This is a genomic window from Hazenella coriacea (assembly GCF_004341825.1).
Taxonomy (GTDB): domain Bacteria; phylum Bacillota; class Bacilli; order Thermoactinomycetales; family Thermoactinomycetaceae; genus Hazenella; species Hazenella coriacea.
This window is the reverse complement of sequence record NZ_SMAG01000012.1, coordinates 18,185-40,991: the sequence shown is the minus strand read 5'-3', so window position 1 is coordinate 40,991 and position 22,807 is coordinate 18,185. Positions and strand designations below refer to the sequence as shown.

The following is a 22,807-nucleotide window of genomic DNA, read 5'->3' as shown; positions in this document are numbered from 1 at the left end:
TGCCCAACATCTCTATAGTTATAACGTCCATTACCAAAGAGTTATTTTATGGTAAAATCATTGTTATTTGTAATAAACCTCCCTGGATAGTACATTCTATAACCATAGGAGGAGATATAGTTATGAAAGCAGCTCGCTGGTATGGTCCTAAAGATATTCGCGTCGAAGATATTCCTGAACCTCAAATCAAACCGGGATTTGTCAAAATCAGTGTAGAATGGTGTGGGATTTGTGGAAGTGACTTACATGAATACTTAGCAGGTCCCATCTTTATCCCAGGTGATGAACCCCATCCGCTTTCTGGTGAAAAAGCTCCTATTGTCATGGGGCATGAGTTCGCAGGAGAAGTGATCGAGATCGGGGAAGGTGTACAAAAAGTAAAGGTGGGAGATCGTGTAACTGTTGAGCCCATCTTAAACTGTGGAACCTGTGCTGCCTGCCGTTCGGGTCGTTATAATATATGTGAATGGATTGGATTCCATGGTTTAGCTGGCGGTGGTGGAGGCTTCTCTGAAGTAACCATGGTTAAAGAACATATGGTACACAAAATTCCAGATCATATGACATATGAACAAGGGGCTCTTGTTGAGCCTACAGCTGTAGCTTTACATGCTGTACGACAAAGCCAAGTGCGAGCAGGCGATTCCTGTGCTGTATTTGGTACGGGTCCCATCGGTCTATCCGTGATTCAATGTCTCAAAGCAGCTGGTGCTACCAACATCATCGCAGTAGAGATTTCTGCAGAGAGACAACAAAAAGCAAAAGAATTAGGGGCCACCCATATTATTAACCCATTAAAAGCTAATACAGTTGATGTCATTCGTGAAATCACTAAAGATGGCGTCGATGTCTGCTTCGAAGTCGCTGGTGTAGAAGCCACTTTAGCAAGTGCTATGGATAGCGTTAAATTTGGTGGTCAAGTCTTGATTGTCAGCATTTGGGAGAAAAAAGCTGCCATTGCCCCCAACAACCTCGTTATTAAAGAAACGAATATGAAAGGCACCTTAGCTTATAGAAACATCTTCCCTGCTGTCATTCAATTGATTTCCGAAAGAAAAATTGAAGCTGAAAAAATGATCACTAAAAAAATCAACCTCGATCAAATTGTGGACGAAGGTTTTGAAGCACTCGTTCAAAGTAAAAGTCAGGTTAAAATTTTGGTTAAACCAAGATAAAAGAAAGGCTGCAAACACTTGCAGCCTTTTGTAATAATGAACTTCTTTACCCAACTTTATGTTCGACTACAATTTATCCGCAACCAGGGCAATAAATTTGGACGATGACATAGGGAATTCGAAATTATCCAAATAAAAGACACCGCCTTTGTTGGAAACGTTCCTAACAAATAACGGTGTAAAGTTAATTCCTTCTCGCGTATTCATCGGTTCAAAAAAATTTTAGTCAGTACAATTACGCTAATAATCCTTTCGAAATCCTCTCGTAAAAACCTTTCACTTAAAAGGTTTATCCCACTTTATGCTCGATGCGCAATTTATCCGCCACCATCGCAATAAATTCGGAATTGGTTGGTTTTGCTTTAGTCACATTGATGGTGTAGCCGAATAGATTGCGAATCGAATCCATATTTCCCCGACTCCAAGCCACTTCAATGGCATGACGAATCGCCCGTTCTACTCGACTAGGAGTTGTATTATATTTATCGGCAATTCGTGGGTATAAGGTTTTGGTAATCGCCCCCAATAAATCAACTTCATTGTAAACCATAGTGATCGCTTCACGAAGATACAAATAACCTTTGATATGTGCAGGAACACCAATCTCATGAATCACATTGGTAATATTCGCATCTAGATTATTGTTCCGTTGGACGATCCCATTCGGATGACTTTTAAGAAGAGGAGCCGAAGAAACCACTCCTTTCATTTGCCGAATTCGATGTGTGAGAACCTCCATATCAAAAGGCTTCAAGATGTAGTAAGAGGCACCAAGTTCGACAGCTCGCTGGGTAATATTCTCCTGTCCAAAAGCAGTCAACATGATAATCTTTGGCAAAGGTTGAATATTCAATTCTTGTATTTGTTCAAGAACCCCTAGACCGTCTAAGTGGGGCATAATAATATCGAGAATTAAAACATCTGGCACTTGTTGATTGAGCATCTCAATCACTTGTCCACCATGGTTAGCAACCCCAATCACTTCCATATCGTCTTGGTTTAAGAGATGCTCTTTTAATAACTCAGCAAACTCTCGATTATCATCAGCTAAAATGACGCTAATTTTCTCCAACAAAAGCCCTCCAATCCGTCATCAACACTCTCTTTTTCCATTTCGACAAATGAAAGGTTCTTCCTCCCTCTTTCGTCTTCTCCGTATGGAAAAACCCCTTAAAAAGGAAAAATTATCGTTTGTTTCCGTTTTTCGTCATATTATTCTAGTACAATTGCCTTGTGTTAAAACTGACAAACTATCAAGGCAATTGTACAATGAAGTTAAGTAAAAATTATTTGAGATCTTATTATTTAATTCGTATCATCCTTAATTTCTACTTGAACTACCTCTTTATAACAATAAGTAAAGTCCACCACTTTTTTCTCTTCAGGTCCTACTTCTAACCAGAATGTAATTCGGTTAGCACTTTCTAGCACATATTCATCTGTACACTGAACCATTTCCCAGTTAGATGGGTAAATTGAAAAATTACATTTAACTAAAGCCGTTTCTGATTTGTTATTTCTTACTTCGATTTGATGTGTTTCATGTTGAAGGCCATTGATCTCGGTTTTTTTCATTTTCTTAGATTCGCATTTAATATCAAATGCTTTTCCGATCATTAAGTTTATTGTTTCATTCTTCGGTGTATGTTGAATCCGATTTTCACCCATAAACTCTAAATTACCATCTGCTTCATCTTGAAGATATACTTTGACTTTTCCTTTCGGTAATGGAATTCCTAATCCATGCTGCTCATCATTAATTAATTCCAAGACAATATCAACGTCTTTTCCAAAGCTGTAATACTCGTAGTATTTACGATAAGAGACTTGCTCTTTGCGTAGGAAACTGATTTGCTTTGATTGCTGATCTTTTAAGGTAGTAGTTCCATCAAACGTATATAGATGATAATCACCAAAACTTTTTTCTTCAAATGACTCACTACTACTGCTTTCGGATAGTCTACGAAGTGCCATAGAACTATAAGCATGGTGACTAAACTCTTTAACCCGATGGATATCTCCTGCTAATAGCTTCAACTGTGCGTTTTCATAAGTCATTCCTGACTCGTTATTGATCTCGACCCCGCCCAATAGATCAAGACTTTGCTCCTTTAAGTGGACGACATAATTCGCCTTCCATTTAAACCCCTTTGTTAAATAAGAGACTTTCACATTTTTACAAGAGGTAGGATCTATTTTCCAGATCAAGCTTGGCTTTACAATCAATCCATTGGGAAGAAACGGAAGAATCATCTGCCCTGTAGGGTTAATCATAATTTCTTTGGTCGAAGTTTTCTCTACGACAACTCCACCCATCACACTAAGTAAACGATATTCTTCTCTCTGCTTTGTTTCAGGGTCTTCGATATATATTTGCTCATCTAAGTATTTTTCTAAAAGTTTCTTTTCACTCACTAGATCATATTCATAGTTAAGTTCTCTTACATGGGGTCCTTCGATTAAGATCGAATCAATCTCTATTCTTTTCGCTACATCAAGATAGCACACTTCTAAGTCTTGATCAGACAAGTCCATTTCTCTAGTTTCTTTGACAAAACCTGTATCATCGTTATAGATAGTGAGAGATAGTTTTTTAGTCTCACGGTTGCTAGAAATATACGACATACTCACAGCTCCCAAGAAAATAATTAGTGAATGACAAGACCTAACTTCATCGAAAAACTCTTTCAGCCACCCAATAATAACTTAATTCAATGACCATTCCCACTGATCTGGATTCTCTTTTCCTTGTAGATGATTGGTTGTAGTTGATAACATGTGACCCCTCCAGCTTTTATTGATTGAGTTTGTTACTTATCCCTCTACTTCAACAATGGATCTTGTGGTTTTTTGCAACAGCTTCAAGTTCATATCCCTTCTTCCCTATATTAACTTAATTTTATAATCTATTACTATTTTAATTTAAAATATTTTAATTAATTATTTTGATTTATGATCCAATTATAGCGAAATGATTGATGTATAGTAGTTTTTTAATCGTTTGTTTTTAAAAAATGAAAGATGAGTGAACCTTCCAAAGGAATTGGCTCACTCATCTAGAACAGAAAATTATGCTGGTTCCATAATAATCATCTCTTCCACACTAACAATCAGTCGATCATTGACTCGCGCTTCGCCCCTCCCGCTCAACATTCTTTTTCGTTGGCGAGTCACTTCAAAATACAAATCTAATCGATCACCAGGGCGTGCCTGATTTTCAATCGAAACTCCCTTTAAGGAAGCTAAAAATCCTAATGAAGATGAATTGTTTTCCAGAACAAATGCACTTAATTGGGCAATTGCTTCAACAGCAATCATTCCTGGAAGAGTGGCATCTTTATTATTCATAAAAAACCATTCATTCCGAGATAAATTTTTATAACCTTTTACCCACACTCCTAGCTCCTTTTCTACAATTCGATCTACAAATAAAAAAGGATAACGATGAGGCAGGACAGATAATAGATCATCCATTCACTTCACTCCTCCTTGATCAAAAGATCAAATCCCCTGACAACGGAAATCCATTTTATAACGGTCCTTGTTTCATCACTTTGTCAATTTTGGCGAGTGCCTGATCTACATCTGATGAAGAAACCCCCCGATGAAAAACAGCACGAATTCGTCCGTGGCCCAATTCCGCTAATAAAACATTTTCTGCTCTCATTGCTTCGATAAAGCTTTCCCAAGTAAAACGCTCATCTGTAATTTTGAAAAAGACGATATTCGTTTCCACTTGATTGAGATCGACAGCAATTCCTGAGATATCTTTTAACCCTATAGCAAACTGTTGCGCGTGATGATGATCTTCAGCTAGCCGATCTACCATGTGAGTGAGCGACACGATCCCAGCCGCTGCGATTACACCTGCTTGTCTCATCCCACCGCCCAGTAGTTTACGCCAACGCCGAACACCTTCAATAAATGATTTTGTCCCTGCTACCATAGAGCCTACAGGGCTGGATAATCCTTTGGAAAGGCAGAATTGAATCGAATCCGCATACGCAGTAATCTCAGACACAGGTCGTTGTAATGCTACCGCAGCATGAAATACGCGTGCTCCATCCATATGAACAGGTAACGATTTCTGATATGCAAATTGCTGAACCTCCCGTAAATAATCGAGAGGTAACACTCTACCGCCACAGCGATTATGTGTGTTTTCTAAGCAAATCAAGGAGGGAAGCGAAAACTGAGGATCTTCAGGATCTACAGGGAAAGCTGCTTCTAAATCCTCTAGAAGTAATTTTCCATCTGGTTGTGTAGCGATCGGTTCATAGATGACCCCACCACAAACGGAAGCTCCGCCCGCTTCATAGATATAAATATCCGTTTCATTCCCTACAAGTACTTTTGTTCCTCTAGGACAATGAGTGAGAAGTGAGGTTAAATTGGCCATCGTTCCGGAAGGAAGAAAGCATGCATCTTCTTTCCCTAACATTTCTGCCGACAATTCTTCCAATCGATTCACTGTAGGATCTTCTTTGTAGACATCGTCCCCCAGTTTAGCTTGTGACATGGCTCGAATCATTTCTTCTGTAGGTAATGTAAAAGTATCACTTCGAAGTTCAATCATATTGTTAACCCTCCTTATGATGCTCAATGTGTAGTTGAATCTTCGTTGTCGCCTGGGCTAAAGATTGTTGAACTTGTTGATGCGAATCACCCGCAGCAATCAGATAACCTAGCCGATGGTATGCATTTTGCGGTGGTAAAACCTGAGAGCCTTTGGTAGCAGTTAGCTTCACAAGCTGAATCCCTGCTACTTGTTCAGCTAACTCCGTTCCCTGATAATCTGTCAACACTCCTAATTGATCAGCCATGATAAAAGTAATCCCTGCTACTCGCTTATTTTCATGTGAGAGCTCCACATTTTTTCCAGTAGCGGTTAAAATCTGTTGTTCCAATAAATCCATTCCTGTTGCGAGTCGAATTAACTCTGGGATCATCCCTCCCGCTAAACGAGCATTAATCTCTATAATCGCAGGACCTTGGGCTGTCCATCGCACCTCTGTATGACTGGGGCCAAATTGGTATCCCACTATTTCTAATGCCGTTTGGACAGCTTCAATGATTTGTTGTTCCTGAACCTTGGATAATAAAGCTGGAAATAGATGTCCGCACTCTACAAAATACGGCTTACCCATCACTTCTTTTTGTGTAATTCCAATACAGTGTGTACCCTGTTGATCAGAAAACATCTCAACACTATATTCTGGACCTTCTAAGTACTCTTCGATCAACGCAGTTTGAGCAGTTGCTTGTCCTCGAACATTAGCCTGAATCGCCACAATTCTGCTCACCTGTTCAGAAACTTCTTTCATATGATGGCACAATTTCACCTCGTTAGAACCACTATCGTCGACAGGCTTTACAATACAAGGAAATGTCATGTAGCGAGCCGCATTTTCCCATTCTTCGACGGAACGAACCATCATAAAACGAGGTTGTATCAGTGGCGATCGTTCTAATGCTTGACGCATCAGACCTTTATGACGACAAGCACGAATCGCCTCTGGAGAGTTACCAGGGAGTTGATATATTTTTTGAAGTTGGGCAACTGTTTCCAAATAGAAATCACTGGTTGTTGTGATGCCAGCAATGTGATTCGTTTCGATTTTCTCAGTAATCGCCTGCTGAATTTCAGACAATGAATGAGTATCGCATTGAATCACTTTACACTCCGTTTCAGTCAAACCTTTATAGCGCTGGGGATTGTTTGTAATAAATATTGGAGAGAAGCCTAACTCCTTTGCCCTCACAATAGCAATCATTCCTGTACCGGTTGTATTCGATTCTATAAATAATAAATATTGCTCCATGTTTCCTCCTACTTTCCTCTTTCAACCATATTCCTGTTCATTATTTTACTAACTGAGCATAGGACCACTGAGAGACTTCCGTTTCATACTCGACTCGTTGGGGCTCCTGATGAGGGTTTAGCGGAACAATCCCCTTTTTGGTACGATAATCTTCATTAAAGATCGTTTGAACGTATCGATCCCCACTATCTGGGAATATCGATACCACATGGATATCTTCAGGAAGCTGATGTGCTAGCCATTGAGCAACAGCATAAACGGATCCTGAACTATTTCCAGCAAATACTTTTTCTCTTTTAGCCAATTCTAATGTCCATCCAAAAGCTTCTGAATCATTTAACCAATGAACTTCATCAATGACAGAAAAGTCTACATTCGGTGCAATCAAACTGTTCCCTAATCCGCCTTGCAGTCGTTTGGGGTTATCTGGTTGTTTAAAAATAACACTTCCCACTGCATCAACTGCAATCACTCGAAGATGTGACTGACTCTTTTTTAGAGCTCTTGCAGTCCCACACAAAGAACCACCACTTCCAACAGCTCCTATTAATACATCTACTTGAGGTAATTCTTCTAAAAGTTCTTGAGCCAATTCTTCATAAGCGTCTGGGTTATCTGGGTTTTCATACTGTCTTAACCAAAAAGCATCCGGATTTTTCTCCATAAATTGAGCTAAGTATTCAAGCCGTGCACTTTGCCAACCCTGTGCCGTCATTTTTTCTACAATATGAACTTGGCAACCTAATGTTTTTAATTTCGCCAATGTTAACAAATCAATTCGGGGATCTGTCACAATATGTACTTCATGCCCTAGATATGTTCCAACCATGGCTACACCCAAAGCCAAGGTTCCCGATGAACTTTCAACAATGGGCATGCCATCTTTTAAAACACCTGTTTCTTTTGCACGAAGAATCGCTCTTTTTGCAACTCGATCTTTCATCGCAAATGGATTCATCAGCTCCATTTTGGCAAAAACACTTGCTTGAGCAGTTGAATCCAATTTTAATTTCACTAAAGGAGTTCGTCCAATACAATCTATCATATGATGTTTTAACATGACTCTAACCCCTCTTCAAAGTTTAGGGAATGACAAATCAACATTTCCTTATCTAATTTCGATAAATATTCGTATGCTTTACGATACTTTTCTTCATACTGAGGATCTATAGATGATAAAAGTAAGCCTAAGTAAGTTCCACTATGAGCCACAGCTACTCCTAATCCACCTATGGAATCAGACAGTTCCATTATCAGATCCAAGTTTGCTTTGGGTTGAAAGCGTTGGTTCAACACAGCACTACGTGTAGCAACTTTTCCAACCGTCTCCAGATCCTGTTCTTGAATAGCCAGTGTAATCTGCTGATGGAGTTGAAAATATTCCTTTTTTTCTTCTAAGGTGAACTCTTTAGGAATTCGGTTAAAATCTAATGTATCTACCTCTCCACCTTCATCTATTCCTATAATCGTAATAGAAGGCAAGCTTCCCATAAAACGATATAACTCAACCTTTCGATGACAGTAAGAAACAATACCTGGATACATGACTCCATCAGAAGGTTCGATCTTCGACATCAGTGTCTCTAATAACTCCATAGGAATCTCAATCTGAAAGCATTCTTCAATTGATCGAGCAGTAGCGACTAAATCAGCAGAGGAACTAGCTAGTCCTTTCCCCTCAGGCAACTCACTCTCAATTTTTAAATAACCACCAGCCGGCAACCCAAAATGATGGAGGATCTGACTAGCTAATTGTTGTGATTTCTTTTTATATGAAGGAAAAACTTCGATTTCCTCTATTTCTACATGAGAGATAAAAGAAGCCTTAGAATATCGCGCAATTGGCAGAGTAACTAAAAAATTCGTTTCATCTTCAAAGACCCCTTGGAGAAGTTCACCAAAAGTACCAAATGATTGACCTGTTCCTATTCGGTAGGATGAGGAGGAGATTTTAGAAACTGGTTGTTGGCTAACGGACATCCGTGAAATCTCCTTTCTATTTAAGTGCTTGTCTCAATGTCGGATCAATCTGATCTAAGCGCTCTCTTCTTTCTAGCCATTTTTGTTCACATTGGTTTAATGTATGTTCTTGTTGCTCTAGCATCAAAATTACCTCAGAGGGATGAGTAGAACCTCTTGACTTTTTGCTTTGTAGATTCGCTTCCCTTTCAAAGATTTGGGAGATCACTTCTGAGTCTAATGAGACATGAATCTCATGTGTAACGCATACTTGCTCTAACAATGAAACATCACATTTTAATGGACTCTGATTAAGCTCAATCGCCTTTGTAATATATTGACCTGCGATCACTTGGGCTTTTCGATAAGGAACCCCAGCAGATATCGTCAAATAGTTGGCTAGACTAAATCCACCAAAATACTCTTCAAAACAAAGCTTTTTCATTCGTTCTTCATCAAAAGTGACATGTTCCATGAAAGTATGAAAAAGAGCTAAAATCGAATGGATCGTTTGAAACATCGATAATACATGGGATCCAGCTTCTTTTGAAACTTCAACCAAGTTACTAAAAGGAGTATTTCGTTGTCCAAGGAGCATATCCATATAGTAAGAAGTCAAATGTGCTGTTCTTCCACGAACCCTCTCTAAAATTGGGAAATTCTTCTTTTGGGGCATAGCTGAAGAAATTCCTGACAATTCATCGGGCAAATCGAGCCATCGATAAGAACTACTCCCCCAATGAATGAAATCTGTAACAAAGCGACTCAAAGATACCCCCCAATTTGAAAATGCAGCTGCCATCCGAAGAGTCCAATCCCTCGATGCAATTGAAACAAGTGCATGGGTCTCGGCATCATAAAAACCTAACATCTCTGCCATTCGCTTTCGATCCCACTCAAGTTCTTGTCCAGCCATCGCACCTGCACCTAGAGGACAAAGGTTATTTTGATCCCAAATATCAATGAAATTATTAATTTCTTTAATCAATTGGTCTGTAAAAGCTGATAAGTAAAACCCTAAGCTAATCACTTGGGCAGACTGATAATGAGTATAGCCAGGCATCTGAGTATACACATGTTGTCTTGCCCGTTGCTGAATTAACTTAGTTAAACTGATACACTGTTGAATTACTTGTAATAATTGCTCTCGAGCAAACATTTTCTGTGCACAAGCTTGGTAATCATTTCGACTGCGGTCAACATGCCAGTTGACTACAGGCTGTTGCAGTTGATCAAAAACTTTCTTTTCAATACAAAAGGCAATATCTGTCATCGTCTCTTTCGCATTCTTGCGAATTTCATCTTCATTTAAAGAATGGAAAGAGGAGAGAACCGACTGGATCTCCTCCTCAGTCATTAAACCCATGCATTGGTAATCCATCAGAAGAGCTTGTTCGATTTGGATATAGTGATGGAGTAAATATTCTGCTTCATACGAAAGTTGTGGATATAAAACCTCATCATTAAGTACCGTATGGGGATTTTTCTGAATCCTTCCTGAAAATGAATGAGTCATCTGTTGATTCCTTTCACTCTTACAAAATTTTTTTCAATTGTTGTGCTAAAACCTCGACATGGGGTGGATCGACTAAGTTATGATGATTTCCTGTAATCTCATAAACATGTAACTCCCCTTGCGTTCGTTGCTGCCACACCCCACGATCTACAAGATCAACTGGATTTTTCTCAGCTATTTCATCGACTCGAAATAGATATAAATCAGATCGAATCGGAGAAGAACAATGATATTGATCTGCGGCTACCCGATTGGATTCCATAACAGCTAAATGTCGTTGGACAGTTTCTGTTGTTGCGCTACTTGGAAGAATCGATCTTTCTTGAGCACGTTGGAGAATAAGCTCTTTCTGTTCTACTTCTGATAAGCTCAAAATCTCTTCTTCGTCGATATCTAGAAGATTCGCCCAAGAAATCAACGATGGTTTTCTACTCTCTTTTGGTGGATCCATAGAATCAAAACCATGTGCATCTAGCAATCCGACAAAATCAACTTTGACTCCTTCTTCTTCCAATAATCGAGCCATTTCAAAAGCAATTGTTCCTCCCAAAGACCACCCTGCCAATCGATATGGACCTTCAGGTTGAACTTCTTGGATCCATTTCACATAGAGTTGGGCCATTGCATGAAGATCTGATAAAGGAACTTCTCCATGATCAAATCCCATCGCCTCAATCCCATACACTGTAAAATCATTTCCCAACGATTTGGCTAAATGAATATAACAGAGCGCTCCTCCACCCCCAGGGTGAATAAGAAACAACGGCGTTGTGGTCCCTTGTCCAATCTGTATAGGGATCACACCATGATGAGGATGAACTTCATCCTTTTCCAAGAAAAGAGCTAACTCTGCAATCGTCTGATGATAAAAAAGAGTTGGTAATGTCACATGAATCCCTAACTCTTTTTTCAATTCTCCAATCATCTCTACTGCTTTTAAGGAGTGCCCACCAATAGAGAAGAAATTATCAGTCACACCTATGCGTTGGATCTTTAACACCTTCTCCCACACCTGTGCAATCTTTAATTCCAATTGGGTTCTAGGTGCGACATAGGTATTACTCTCTTGAAAAGTCAAAGTCGGTAAAGCTTGAACATCCACTTTCCCATTGATGGTAATCGGGATTCGATCGATTTGTATACAATATTTAGGCACCATATACTCAGGCAATCTTTCTTTGATCCGCTTTTGTATCTCTGAGATGTTTAATTCACCTTGAATCTGTGGAACCAGATAGGAGACTAACTGACTACTTCCATCTGATGTTTTCTGAACCTGAACAATAGCTTCCTTCACTTCAGAAAACGACTCCAAGACTGATTGGATCTCACCTAATTCAATGCGCATCCCTCGAATTTTAACTTGATTATCAATTCTTCCTAAAAATTGTAGATTTCCATCAGGCAACCATCGTACAAGATCACCCGTCCGGTACATTTTAAATGAAGTCGCTGAGTCTAAAAAATGGGGAACAAATTTCTCTTTCGTTAATTCGGGGCGATCTAGATACCCCTCTGCAAGACAATCTCCTGCAATATATAATTCACCAGCAACGCCCATAGGAACCGGCTGTTGATGTTGATCCAGTACATAAATTTCCGTGTTACTAACAGGTCTTCCAATTGGAATCGTTGGAGAGATCAACTTTTCTCGACAATCCCAATATGTCGTAACAATACAAGCTTCTGTCGGTCCATATAAATTGATTAATGGAATTGACATCTTCTCCAAAAATCGTTCACGTAGTTCAACTGGCAATAACTCTCCACCTGTGAATACATGAGTTAAATAAGTTTCTTCAAGGAAATCTTTACGCTTTAGCAAAATGTCCAGAATGGAATGGAACGCTTGTAATCGAGTAATCTGATATTTTTTTAAACAATCAACTAAATAATCTAGATCTAAATGTCCACCTGGTTTCATCACGACCAACCCAGCCCCTGACAAAAGAGCACTAAAAATCTCTGTCAATGATGGGTCAAAACTATAGGTTACATTTTGTAAAATCCGATCTGTCTCTGTGAGTGGAAAAGTCGTTTTCATCCATGTGATATGATTCACCAATGCGCGATGAGAAACTACCACTCCTTTGGGTTTTCCAGTCGAACCCGATGTGTAAATCACATAGGCAGGATCTGTTGATAAGAAGACTGGAAGCTCTTCCTCTGTGACTATTTCTTCGCTTTGTTGATCCATGCAAAAAATATTAGCTTTTGTTGAAGGTAAATCGTGACGAACCGAAGCTTTCGTTAAAATCCATTCAACCTTAGCATCTTCCAAAATGAACGATATCCGTTCACTTGGATGGGCAGGATCAAGTGGAATATACGTACCTCCAGCTTGCATAATGCCTAAGATTCCGATAATCATTTCAATAGATCGATCCACGCATAGAGCGACCTTGGTTCCCCTTTGTACACCACGTCGCTTCAACTTCCGTGCTAGTTGCAAAGAGCTGAAATATAGCTCCTCGTATGTAAACGCCTGATCTTCATAATATAATGCGATAGCGTGAGGGGTTTGTTGGACCTGTTCTTGAAATAACTGGGGCACTGTCTTCTCTCTGGGAAAATCAATATCTGTCTGATTCATCTTTAACAACAAATGATCTTGCTCCGCTTCACTTAATAAGGGAAGCCTTGCGATCGATTGATCTGGGTGCTCAACAATGCCTTGCAATAAACTCTCTAGTTGACCAGTCATTCTCTCAATCGTCTCTGGATCAAACAAATCAGAACTGTATTCAAACTGACCCTTTAAGTGTTCTCCCTGTGTATATAAAAACAGACCTAGGTCAAATTTAGATGTGTGATTATCAATTTCATGATAGCGAACTGTCAATTCAGGTAACTCCAGTTCGACAGGGATCTTATTTTCGTATGAGAAAACGACTTGAAACAAAGGATTATAGCTCATATCCCGTTCCGGTTGAATTTCTTCAACTAATCTTTCAAATGGTAGATCCTTATGCTCATAAGAGTCTAAGACTACTTGTCCGACACGCTTAAGCAGTTCGCGAAAGCTGGGTTCACCAGAGCAATCCGTTCTTAAAACCAACGTATTGACAAAAAAACCAATGAGATTTTCTAATTCTTCTTCATCACGATTGGCTACAGGTGTACCAACGATGATATCTTTTTGATCTGTATAGCGAGATAACAAAACCTTAAAAGCTGTCAATAAAAGGATAAAAGGTGTTACTTTTTCTTCTTGAGCCAAACGAATGATTTGTTTTGATAGAACTTTAGGAAGAGCAAATGACCATTTATTTCCTTGATAACTCTGACTTGCAGCCCGAGGACGATCCGTGGGCAGTTGAATCACAGGAAGTTCTCCCTTTAGCTTCTCTTTCCAAAAAGAGAGTTGTTCTTCTAAGATCTCTCCTTGTAACCATTCCCGTTGCCAATGAGCAAAGTCTGCATACTGAATGGATAACTCAGGAAGATCGGGCTCCTGACCGATTGAAAAACTACGGTAAGAGGTTAAGAGCTCTTGTTCAAAAACCCCCATCGACCATAAATCAAAGATGATGTGATGGAATTGAACCAATAAATAGTGTGAATGATGATGAATTTGATAAAGATGAGTGCGGAACAGGGGCGCCTTCGATAGATCAAACGGCTGTTGGGCTTTCTGTTGAATTTGAGAGAAAGCTGCTTGCCTAGGATCTTGTTCAGCCATCAGATTGGTGATTGGAGTTGAAAAAGAGTGTGGAGGGGGGAGAACCCTCTGTTTGAGTTCATCCCCTACACGTATAAATTCCGTTCTCAATACTTCATGTCTCATCATAAGATGACAAATGCTTTTCTCTAGAACCGTTAGGTCAAGGGCTCCTTCAAATTCGATCAGATACGAAATATTGTAAATCGGCTGATCTGGCATCAGTTGATCAAAAAACCACATCCGTTGTTGTGCATATGAACTCGGAAGTAGATACACATCTGATGTGCTCAATCCCTGAGGAGTCATTGGTGTAGTCATAGCCTCACTTCCTTTACTTGCTGAGCTACTCAATATGTTGCTCTCTAGAAATCTTTCGCAATACAGGTTTTTTCCTTGATAATTTACTGACCTGTTCAACTGCTGCAGACAAATCAGCAATGGTTGGTTTTTCAAAGAATTGTTTTAATGGGATCGACTTGTTAAACTCTTTTTCGATTCGAGTAAGCACCTGCATGGCTAACAACGAGTGTCCACCCAATTCAAAAAAGTTACTGTTAATACCGATCTGCTGTGATTCAATCGTAAGCACTTCAGACCAGATCTGAATCATTCTTTCCTCTATTTGATTTCTTGGAGCTACCATCTCCGTTGTAACTTGTAACATTTCTGGTTTTGGCAGAGATTTTCGATCTATTTTCCCATTAGGTGTCAATGGAAGTTGTTCCAAAAGCATGAAAGCTGTTGGAATCATGACAGGAGGTAAAAACTCCGATAGATAGGTGCGTAGCCGATTTGTATTTAAAGAGTGATGAGTCACTGGCACCAGATAAGCAGCAAGGAAAGACTCTTCCTCCTTCGGACAAGCTAAAACAACACATGACTCCACTTCTTCATGTCGTACAAGGGTATTTGTAATTTCGTTCAGATCGACGCGAACCCCTCGAATCTTCACTTGTTCATCTGAACGCCCTAACACCTCAAGCAGTCCATCGGGGCGAAGTCTTCCTCGATCACCGGTATAGTAAACTCGATCATTTTCATCATCAAGAACTGGATGAGGAGCAAATGTGGAAGCATATGATTCCAAATACCCCAGACTACGGAACGGAGTTCGGATCACGATTTCACCTGTCTCTCCCACTCCACACATTCTTTCTGCTGAATCCATCACATAGACTTGTGTTTGTGGGATGGGTTGACCTACAGGTAACATTCCCTGCGGAACCCTATCAGGTACAACATAGAAACATTTTGCTAATGTCGTCTCTGTCGGTCCATAGAGATTAACGATCTTCCCTGATTGTGGGAACTGCCTTCTCCACCTTTGAACTAGAGAACCTGTCAAAGGCTCACCCGCAAAAAATAGAAGTCGTAACGAAGCTAGTGATTCAAATGACTCAGATCGAGACAACCAAGTTTGTACAATGGAAGGAACGGTATGCACAAGAGTAATTTTTTCTTTTTCCAACCACGGAATCACATACTCTCCACTGATATCTTCAGGGTGATCTGGAATACAAAGAGTTCCCCCACTGATCAATGGGATCAGACTATCACGCAAAAAGACATCGAACGAAAGATTGGTTAATTGCCCCACTCGATCACTAGGTCCCACTGCAAATTCAGATCGTTGCCATTGTAGGAAATGACTTAATCCTTGATGACTGCCCAGTACACCTTTGGGTTTCCCAGTCGTCCCAGATGTAAAGTAAATATACGCCGGATCAAGCTCGAGGTGTTCCCAATCACTGGGGATCTGTTTGGACGTTAAGCGCTGGATAGAGAATTGTTCTGCGAAACCAACGTCGATCTGCTCTGTATGGAGATCAATTAACCAGGAAGCTGCAGACTCTTCGAGCAACAATTCTTGCCTTGAAGCGGGTAAGTCGGGATCGATCAATAGGAATACTGCTTCAGTTTTCCAGACACTTAACAGGGATACCATCAGTGGAATACTTCTTTGCCCTCGAATGGCCACAACCTCTCTTGGTTTCACTCCTTGTAACTGGAGGTGTTCTCCCATCTCTTCCACTCTTTGAATCAGTTCTTCATACGTTAACGTCTGGTTTCGATGGCTGAGTGCTACTTGATATGCGAACTGTTTTTGTTGGGACACGATTAAATCCCATACTCGCTCCAACGAAGGTCGATCCAATGATTCAGTTAGATCTGGCAGTAAATGCTTCGATTTTTCTCCTGCCAAAGAATAGGAGTTAAGTGGTTGATCTGGACTTTGAACCAGCTGTTCCAGAAGAAACTTAAACTGGTCTAACCAATGGATCATTCGTTCATTTGAAAAAGCACCTGTAGGATGAACGAGATCTAATTCGATTCCATCTTCTAGATCTACAATATACAGTGTGAGTAGAAACTTAGACTCTGGATCATGCCAATCCAAGGTTTCAGCTTTCAACTGTGGTAAAGACCAACTTGGCTTTTGAATATCTTCAAAATTGACATAGTTAACAAAGATATCGAACAATGGATTTCGATTTAAACTCCGAGTTGGCTGAATCTCTTCAACTAGCATCTCAAATGGAACATCTTGATTGGTATAAGCTTGAAGGGTGGTCTCACGAACTTGTCCTACAAACTCTTTAAAGCTGATTTCATCTGAAACTTGGTTTCTTAAAACGAGAGTATTTAAAAACATTCCAACCAAAGGTTCCAACTGTTCATCACTACGATCAATGATTGGCGTTCCAACAATCATATCTTCCTCACCAGTAATCCGATAAAGGAAGGATTTAAATGCCGCCAACAAAGTCATAAACAAGGTTGCACCTTCCGCTTGACTCCACTCTCGCAAGCGCGTGCTTAATTCAGGTGAAAGTTGGAGTGTATGTCTTGAAGGTTGATCCGTACCAATCCCTTCATCCATCGGTAATGAGATTCGTGGTAATTCACCAGATAGTTGTTGTTTCCAATACGCTAATTGGTTTTGGAACTCTTCCCCTTCCATCCACTTCCGTTGTGAATAAGCGAAGTCTGCATATTGAATTTGAAGAGGTGGTAAGGAGAAATTTTGCTTTTCCACAATCCCTTGATACACTTGCGTCAACTCTCGTTTTATGATATCTAACGACCAGCCATCTGCTAAGATATGATGGAGAATCATAACAAGGACAAATTCTTCTTCATCAATTTGGAGAAGCGTAAATTTAACTAAAGGTCCCTCTTTAAGATCAAACGGCGCTTTCATTTGCTCCAAGTACCAAGCTTTCGCTTGTTCCATTCGCTGGTGTTTCAGAATATGGAAAAATGGAATAACTGGTAAATCTACATGAATAGTCTCTAAGATTGACTGGGCTGGTTCTCCTTCACTTTCTTGAAACACTGTACGCAAAATTTCATGACGATCTATCATCTGTTGTAGGCCCTGAGTAAGGGCTTCAACATCCAACTTCCCTTGTAAGTGAATACAAAATGGCATATGATACGCCGTACTTAATGGCTCCAACTGATGTAGAAACCACATACGCTTTTGTGAATATGACACAGGAAGCGTTTGTGTACGATCTACTTTTTGTAACTGTTTAAAATCACATAAAGTAGCTTTTTCTTTCTCAATCACCTCAATCAATTGCGCAACTGTAGGCGACTCGAAAATAGACCGTAATGGTATTTTTACATTGAAAGTATTTTGGATACGAGAAACTACCTGCACTGCAAGTAATGAGTGTCCTCCTAATACAAAAAAGTCGTCATGAATTCCCACACGTTGGACTCCTAAAATCTCAGAAAAAATGGTAGCTAGTGATTTTTCTGCCTCAGTCGTAGGCTCGACTGTATGATCAAGTACATTTTCTGACAAATCAGGTTGAGGAAGTGCTTGGCGATCTATTTTTCCATTCGCATTTAGAGGTAGTTCATCAAGGAGCATGTAATAGCTAGGAACCATGTAGTTGGGCAATTGTTCAGACATAAAAGAACGTAATGACTGGATGTCCACTCCCCCTACAACATGAGTAGCTATATAAGCAACCAATCGTTTTACATTCCCATGTTCTTGAACGATAACGACTGCTTCCTTCACACCAGGATCACGACGCAAAGTACTCTCAATTTCTCCTAGCTCCACGCGCATTCCCCGAATTTTTACTTGATTATCTTTTCTGCCTAGGAAAATGATCGAGCCATCTTTGAGAAAATAACCACGATCTCCTGTCCGATACATGCGAGTACCAGGTACAAAAGGGTTTTCTATAAATGCCTCTTTGGTTTTATCAGGCTGATTGATATACTCTCTAGCCAATCCGATCCCTGCTAAATATAAGTCACCAGGAACACCAATCGGCACTGGCTGGAGATCATCATCCAAAACGTAAACCATATTATTATCAAAGGGGCGTCCCACTGATACAATCCCACCTCGTTGGACATCCTCTTCTGAACAAGTATGTACCGTGGAATCGATTGATACCTCTGTCGCTCCCCATGTATTAAACAACGTTCCGGGCATTCGTTCTAAAAACTTTTCTACTAATCCTGCTGGAAGTGCTTCTCCACTTGATATGACCACTCGAACACAAGATAGTTGTTCTTTATCTTCAGGGGTCATGTTATCCAAAACCATTCTTAGCATACTGGGTACAAATTGAATTAATGTGGCCTGATACCGAATACCAGCATCAATAATGGCTCGTGGGTCACGATGTAAACCCGGTTCAATTAAAGCGATTCGTGCCCCTACCATCAATGGCCAAAAAATTTCTACCGCAGAATCATCAAAGGTAAGCGTTGTTTTATGTAAAGCTGTTTCACGCTCCACCATCTGATGTTTCCTTTGCATCCAAACCATTCGATTGACCCAACCCTCATGAGTACTTGCTACCCCTTTTGGTTTTCCAGTTGAACCAGAAGTGTAATAGATGGATACCAGTTGTTCAGGATTTACATCTAGATCTATATTCTGTTCTGAATACGTCTCAATGGTCTCCCAGCTCTGTTTAAGCGCAATACTCTCTACATTCATCGATGCAAACTTCTTTTGAAACTGATCTTGTATCAGACAGAACGAAGAGTCTGCATCTTGTAAGATCTGCTCTAAACGAGCCGCTGGACTTTCCGTATCTAATGGAAGATACGCTCCCCCTGCTTTTAAAATCGCCATCAAAGCAACGATCAAATCAAAAGAGCGCTCAATACAAACACCTACTGCTTGATCTTCCTGAACCCCCTTCTCCCTTAAAAAGTGAGCCAATTGATTCGCACGACGGTTTAATTCATCATAGCTGAGCGTTTGATCTCCATAGATCACAGCTGTATGATGAGGCGTGAGAAGTACTTGCTCTTCAAAAAGCTGATGTAAACCTTTTTCACGAGGAAATGGAACTTCTGTTTGATTCCAATCATAAAGAACAAGCTTTTTTTCCGCTTCCGTAATAATTGAAATCTTTTCAATAGGCTGTTCAGGAGATTTACACACTTCATGAAGCAACTGGATCAAGTGATCTGTCATCCGTTCAATCGTGACCCGTTCGAAGAGGTCTGTCCGATACTCCCATCGACCATACAATTGCTCTCCCTCATCGATATAAAGGGTTAGATCATACTCTGATAATCCAGTGGGTACTTCTACTGGACGATGGATTGTGAGATCAGAAAATTTCCATGGATCTGTTGGCATTTGCTGATAGGCAAACATCACTTGGAAAATGGGAGTATAGCTTGGGTTTCGTTCAGGTTGAATCGCTTCAACTAATTGATCGAATGGAACATCTGGATAAGAGAAAGATTGAATTGTTTCTTCACGAACTCTTTGTAATAAGTCAGAGAAACTAATTTCTCCTGATAAGTCTGTTCGTAAAGCAAGCGTATTGACAAAAAAACCGACCAGATCTTCCACTGCAGAATGATTCCGTCCTGCAAAAGGAGTACCAATCAATAGATCTTTTTCCCCTGAGTATCGAGATAATAATGTTTGATAAGCAGCCAATAAAGTCATAAACAAGGTTACCCCATGATTACGACTCATTTCTTCTAACTTAATTTTTAGAGTCTCAGGAATCTCAAAGCGATAAATCTCTCCATCGTGTTTCAACATTGGAGGACGTGGGTAATCTGTGGGAAGTTGGAGTACAGGTAATTTGTCTTGTAATTTATCTATCCAATACTCCATCTGTTTCTCTACCATCTCCTGATAGGAATTCTCATGTTGCCATATCGCATAGTCACTAAATTGAATGGGTAATTCTAGTGACTCTGAGCCTGGACCTGAATCTAGAGATTGATAGTCATGAACCAACTCCCGAGCGATTACATCCATCGACCATCCATCAGATATAATGTGATGAGTCGTTATACAAAGCTGATATTGAGCCTCATCCAATTGGATCATACTAATCGCAAAAAGTGGGCCCTTTTCTAGATTAAAACGTTGTAGAGTCTGATTTTGAATAATTTGTTCTCGTTCAATCTCTTTACTCTTTGTTGTTAACTGTCTCAAATCATAAAAATTAAAATCAATCTCCCATAAGTCCATAACCGATTGAACAGGCTCTACATCTTTGACCACAAATCGAGTACGTAAAGCTTCATGGCGAACCACGATTTGCTCCCAGCTTTTTTCTAAAAGTTCCCGTTTCACATTTCCTTCTATATTCATCGTCACTGTGATATTGTAAAGCGGATTTCCTGGGTCTAGTTGGTCCGCAAACCATAATCGTTTCTGAGCAAACGAGAGGGGTCTTGCACCTTCAAGTTCTGATCGACATAAAGGCGTTAAAAGCGGCATAGTTTCAAATTGCATCGCTTCTTTAATCTGCTCTGCAATTTGAGCAACCGTTGTAGCTTCAAACATAATACGGATCGGCAATTCTACTTGAAAAGACTCTTTCACACGGGATGCAAACTGCATAGCCATAATCGAATTAGCGCCTAGCTCTACAATCGAATCATGAATCCCGATCTGCTCTATTTCTAGTAGCTCTTTCCAGATTTGTGCTACATCTTCCTCGAGTTGATTTCGAGGGGGTGTATAAGGGGAAAGCTCCATCTCTTCAAGATCTGGAAGCATAAAAAAGTTAATTTTCCCATCTGGTGTTTTGGGAAAAGCTTTTAAGAAAATAAAATGTGTATGTTGAACTGAAACGGACATCTTGCTTTTTAAAAGTGAAGTTAGTTCCTCAATCGAATTATCAGTTTCTTCTGTAACTAGGTATGCAACATGAATCGACTGATTCCCCTTTTCTTTCGTCACTACTACACAATCAGAGACTAAAGGGTGATTGAGAAGCTCTTCTCTGAGCTTTTCTTCACTTAGACTTACAAATGTGTTCACGGATTTCCCCCCTTCATTCTTCCCATTTTCGAACAGCTAAGCAAACATTGTGCCCACCAAAGCCAAATGAGTTACTAATTGCAGCACGGACAGGAACCTCCAAAGGTTGATAAGGCACATAATTTAGATCTAATCCCTCTTCAGGCTCATCTAAATTTAATGTAGGTGGCACTTTTTGCTCTTGGATCGCACAAATCGTAGCGATGAGTTCTACTGCTCCTGCTCCACCCAACAAATGACCTATCGAAGACTTAATAGAACTTACAGGAATTTCATAAGCTCGCTCACCCAACGCTTTTTTTATGGCCGTCGTTTCGAGTTGATCATTGAGTTGGGTACTAGTTCCATGTGCATTAACGTAATCAATCTCATCAGGTGTCATCCCAGACTCCTCAATGGCCATTCGAATCGCGCGAGCTTGCTGTGAAGCCTCTGGATCTGGCGCTGTAATATGATAAGCATCTGTGGTGGCTCCATATCCTACCAACTCCGCTAGGATTGTCGCTCCCCGCTTCATCGCAAATTCAGCCTCTTCGATAACTAAAACACCTGCCCCTGCACCTAATACAAAACCATCTCGATCCTTATCAAAAGGGCGGCTTGCTTTGGTCGGTTCATCATTTCTTCGAGATAAGGCTCTAATCTTAGAAAAAGACCCTAAGTCTAAAGGAGTACAATCTCCCTCAGCTCCTCCGACAATCATCACATCTGCTGTCCCATACTGAATCATCCGCATTCCTTCTCCAATACAACTACTGGCAGTTGCACATGCAGTTACTACCGCTGAAGATGGCCCTTTAGCGCCAAAAATAATGGAAATTTCCCCAGCGGCCGAATTGATCAGCATCCCTGATGAAAGATAGGAGCTAATTCGCTTAGGTCCTTTTTCAGAAAGAGTTTGATACCCCTCCTTAACCATATTCATACCACCACTCCCCGAGCCAACGATGACACCCACTCTTTCTGCAATCTCCTCTGTAATTGAAAGTTGGGCATGCTCAACAGCTTGCTTCGCAGAAGCGATCGCATATTGCGTATATGGATCTACACGACGAACCTCTTTACGTGAAATATATTTTTCAGGCTCAAAACCTTTAATCTCTGCTCCAATGGTAGTGGGAAATTCTTTGGTATCAAAAAGCGTAATAGGACCGATCCCACTTTTTCCTTCGATCAAACCTCTCCAAAAATCCTGGGGATTTAATCCGATGGGTGTAATACACCCATATCCTGTAATAACCACCCGTTTTTTCAAAATTTCTCCCACCTTTAACAGTAAGCAAGAATTGACAATTTATTTTCATTTTACATAGTTGCATGATGAAGAAACATCCGTAAATACCGCAACATGTCCATCTATATATTTTAAAATTCCAATTTCCTTATCTA

At 40.2% G+C, this 22,807-nt stretch carries 12 protein-coding genes; 1 reads left to right on the top strand and 11 read right to left on the bottom strand.

Annotated elements, in window-relative coordinates:
• Positions 1–122: 122 nt before the first annotated feature.
• Positions 123–1,175: a 2,3-butanediol dehydrogenase gene (locus EDD58_RS14210; RefSeq protein WP_131926707.1), complete on the top strand. Its 1,053-nt coding sequence runs from the start codon at positions 123–125 to the stop codon at positions 1,173–1,175.
• 289 nt (positions 1,176–1,464) lie between these two features.
• Here EDD58_RS14210 and spo0A read toward each other — a convergent pair whose 3' ends face one another.
• The 11 genes from spo0A to fabF form a co-directional block, all read right to left on the bottom strand.
• Positions 1,465–2,247, bottom strand: coding sequence for a sporulation transcription factor Spo0A (spo0A, locus tag EDD58_RS14205; RefSeq protein WP_131926705.1), 783 nt, complete (start codon positions 2,245–2,247; stop codon positions 1,465–1,467).
• A gap of 233 nt (positions 2,248–2,480) precedes the next feature.
• Positions 2,481–3,800 carry a DUF4139 domain-containing protein gene (locus tag EDD58_RS14200; RefSeq protein WP_131926703.1) on the bottom strand — a complete coding sequence of 440 codons (1,320 nt, stop codon included), beginning with the start codon at positions 3,798–3,800 and terminating at the stop codon, positions 2,481–2,483.
• A gap of 444 nt (positions 3,801–4,244) precedes the next feature.
• A complete protein-coding gene (locus tag EDD58_RS14195; RefSeq protein ID WP_131926701.1) occupies positions 4,245–4,649 on the bottom strand; it encodes a 3-hydroxyacyl-ACP dehydratase FabZ family protein in 405 nt (134 codons plus the stop codon).
• A gap of 55 nt (positions 4,650–4,704) precedes the next feature.
• Positions 4,705–5,751 carry a low-specificity L-threonine aldolase gene (gene ltaE / locus EDD58_RS14190; protein ID WP_131926700.1) on the bottom strand — a complete coding sequence of 349 codons (1,047 nt, stop codon included), beginning with the start codon at positions 5,749–5,751 and terminating at the stop codon, positions 4,705–4,707.
• A gap of 4 nt (positions 5,752–5,755) precedes the next feature.
• Positions 5,756–6,997 (bottom strand): ATP-grasp domain-containing protein, encoded by a 1,242-nt coding sequence (locus tag EDD58_RS14185; protein ID WP_131926698.1) that lies wholly within the window; start codon positions 6,995–6,997, stop codon positions 5,756–5,758.
• Positions 6,998–7,037: 40 nt separating this feature from the next.
• Complete coding sequence (locus EDD58_RS14180; protein WP_131926696.1) at positions 7,038–8,057, bottom strand: cysteine synthase family protein; 1,020 nt, start codon at positions 8,055–8,057, stop codon at positions 7,038–7,040.
• Complete coding sequence (locus tag EDD58_RS14175) at positions 8,051–8,977, bottom strand: GHMP family kinase ATP-binding protein (protein ID WP_207903313.1); 927 nt, start codon at positions 8,975–8,977, stop codon at positions 8,051–8,053. Before EDD58_RS14175 ends, EDD58_RS14180 begins: the two co-directional genes overlap by 7 nt.
• A gap of 16 nt (positions 8,978–8,993) precedes the next feature.
• Positions 8,994–10,472 carry an argininosuccinate lyase gene (locus EDD58_RS14170; RefSeq protein ID WP_131926694.1) on the bottom strand — a complete coding sequence of 493 codons (1,479 nt, stop codon included), beginning with the start codon at positions 10,470–10,472 and terminating at the stop codon, positions 8,994–8,996.
• 19 nt (positions 10,473–10,491) lie between these two features.
• Complete coding sequence (locus EDD58_RS14165) at positions 10,492–14,454, bottom strand: non-ribosomal peptide synthetase (RefSeq protein ID WP_131926692.1); 3,963 nt, start codon at positions 14,452–14,454, stop codon at positions 10,492–10,494.
• A gap of 25 nt (positions 14,455–14,479) precedes the next feature.
• Positions 14,480–21,418 carry a non-ribosomal peptide synthetase gene (locus EDD58_RS14160; protein WP_131926690.1) on the bottom strand — a complete coding sequence of 2,313 codons (6,939 nt, stop codon included), beginning with the start codon at positions 21,416–21,418 and terminating at the stop codon, positions 14,480–14,482.
• A gap of 13 nt (positions 21,419–21,431) precedes the next feature.
• A complete protein-coding gene (gene fabF / locus EDD58_RS14155; protein WP_131926688.1) occupies positions 21,432–22,673 on the bottom strand; it encodes a beta-ketoacyl-ACP synthase II in 1,242 nt (413 codons plus the stop codon).
• Between the last annotated feature and the right edge of the window lie 134 nt (positions 22,674–22,807).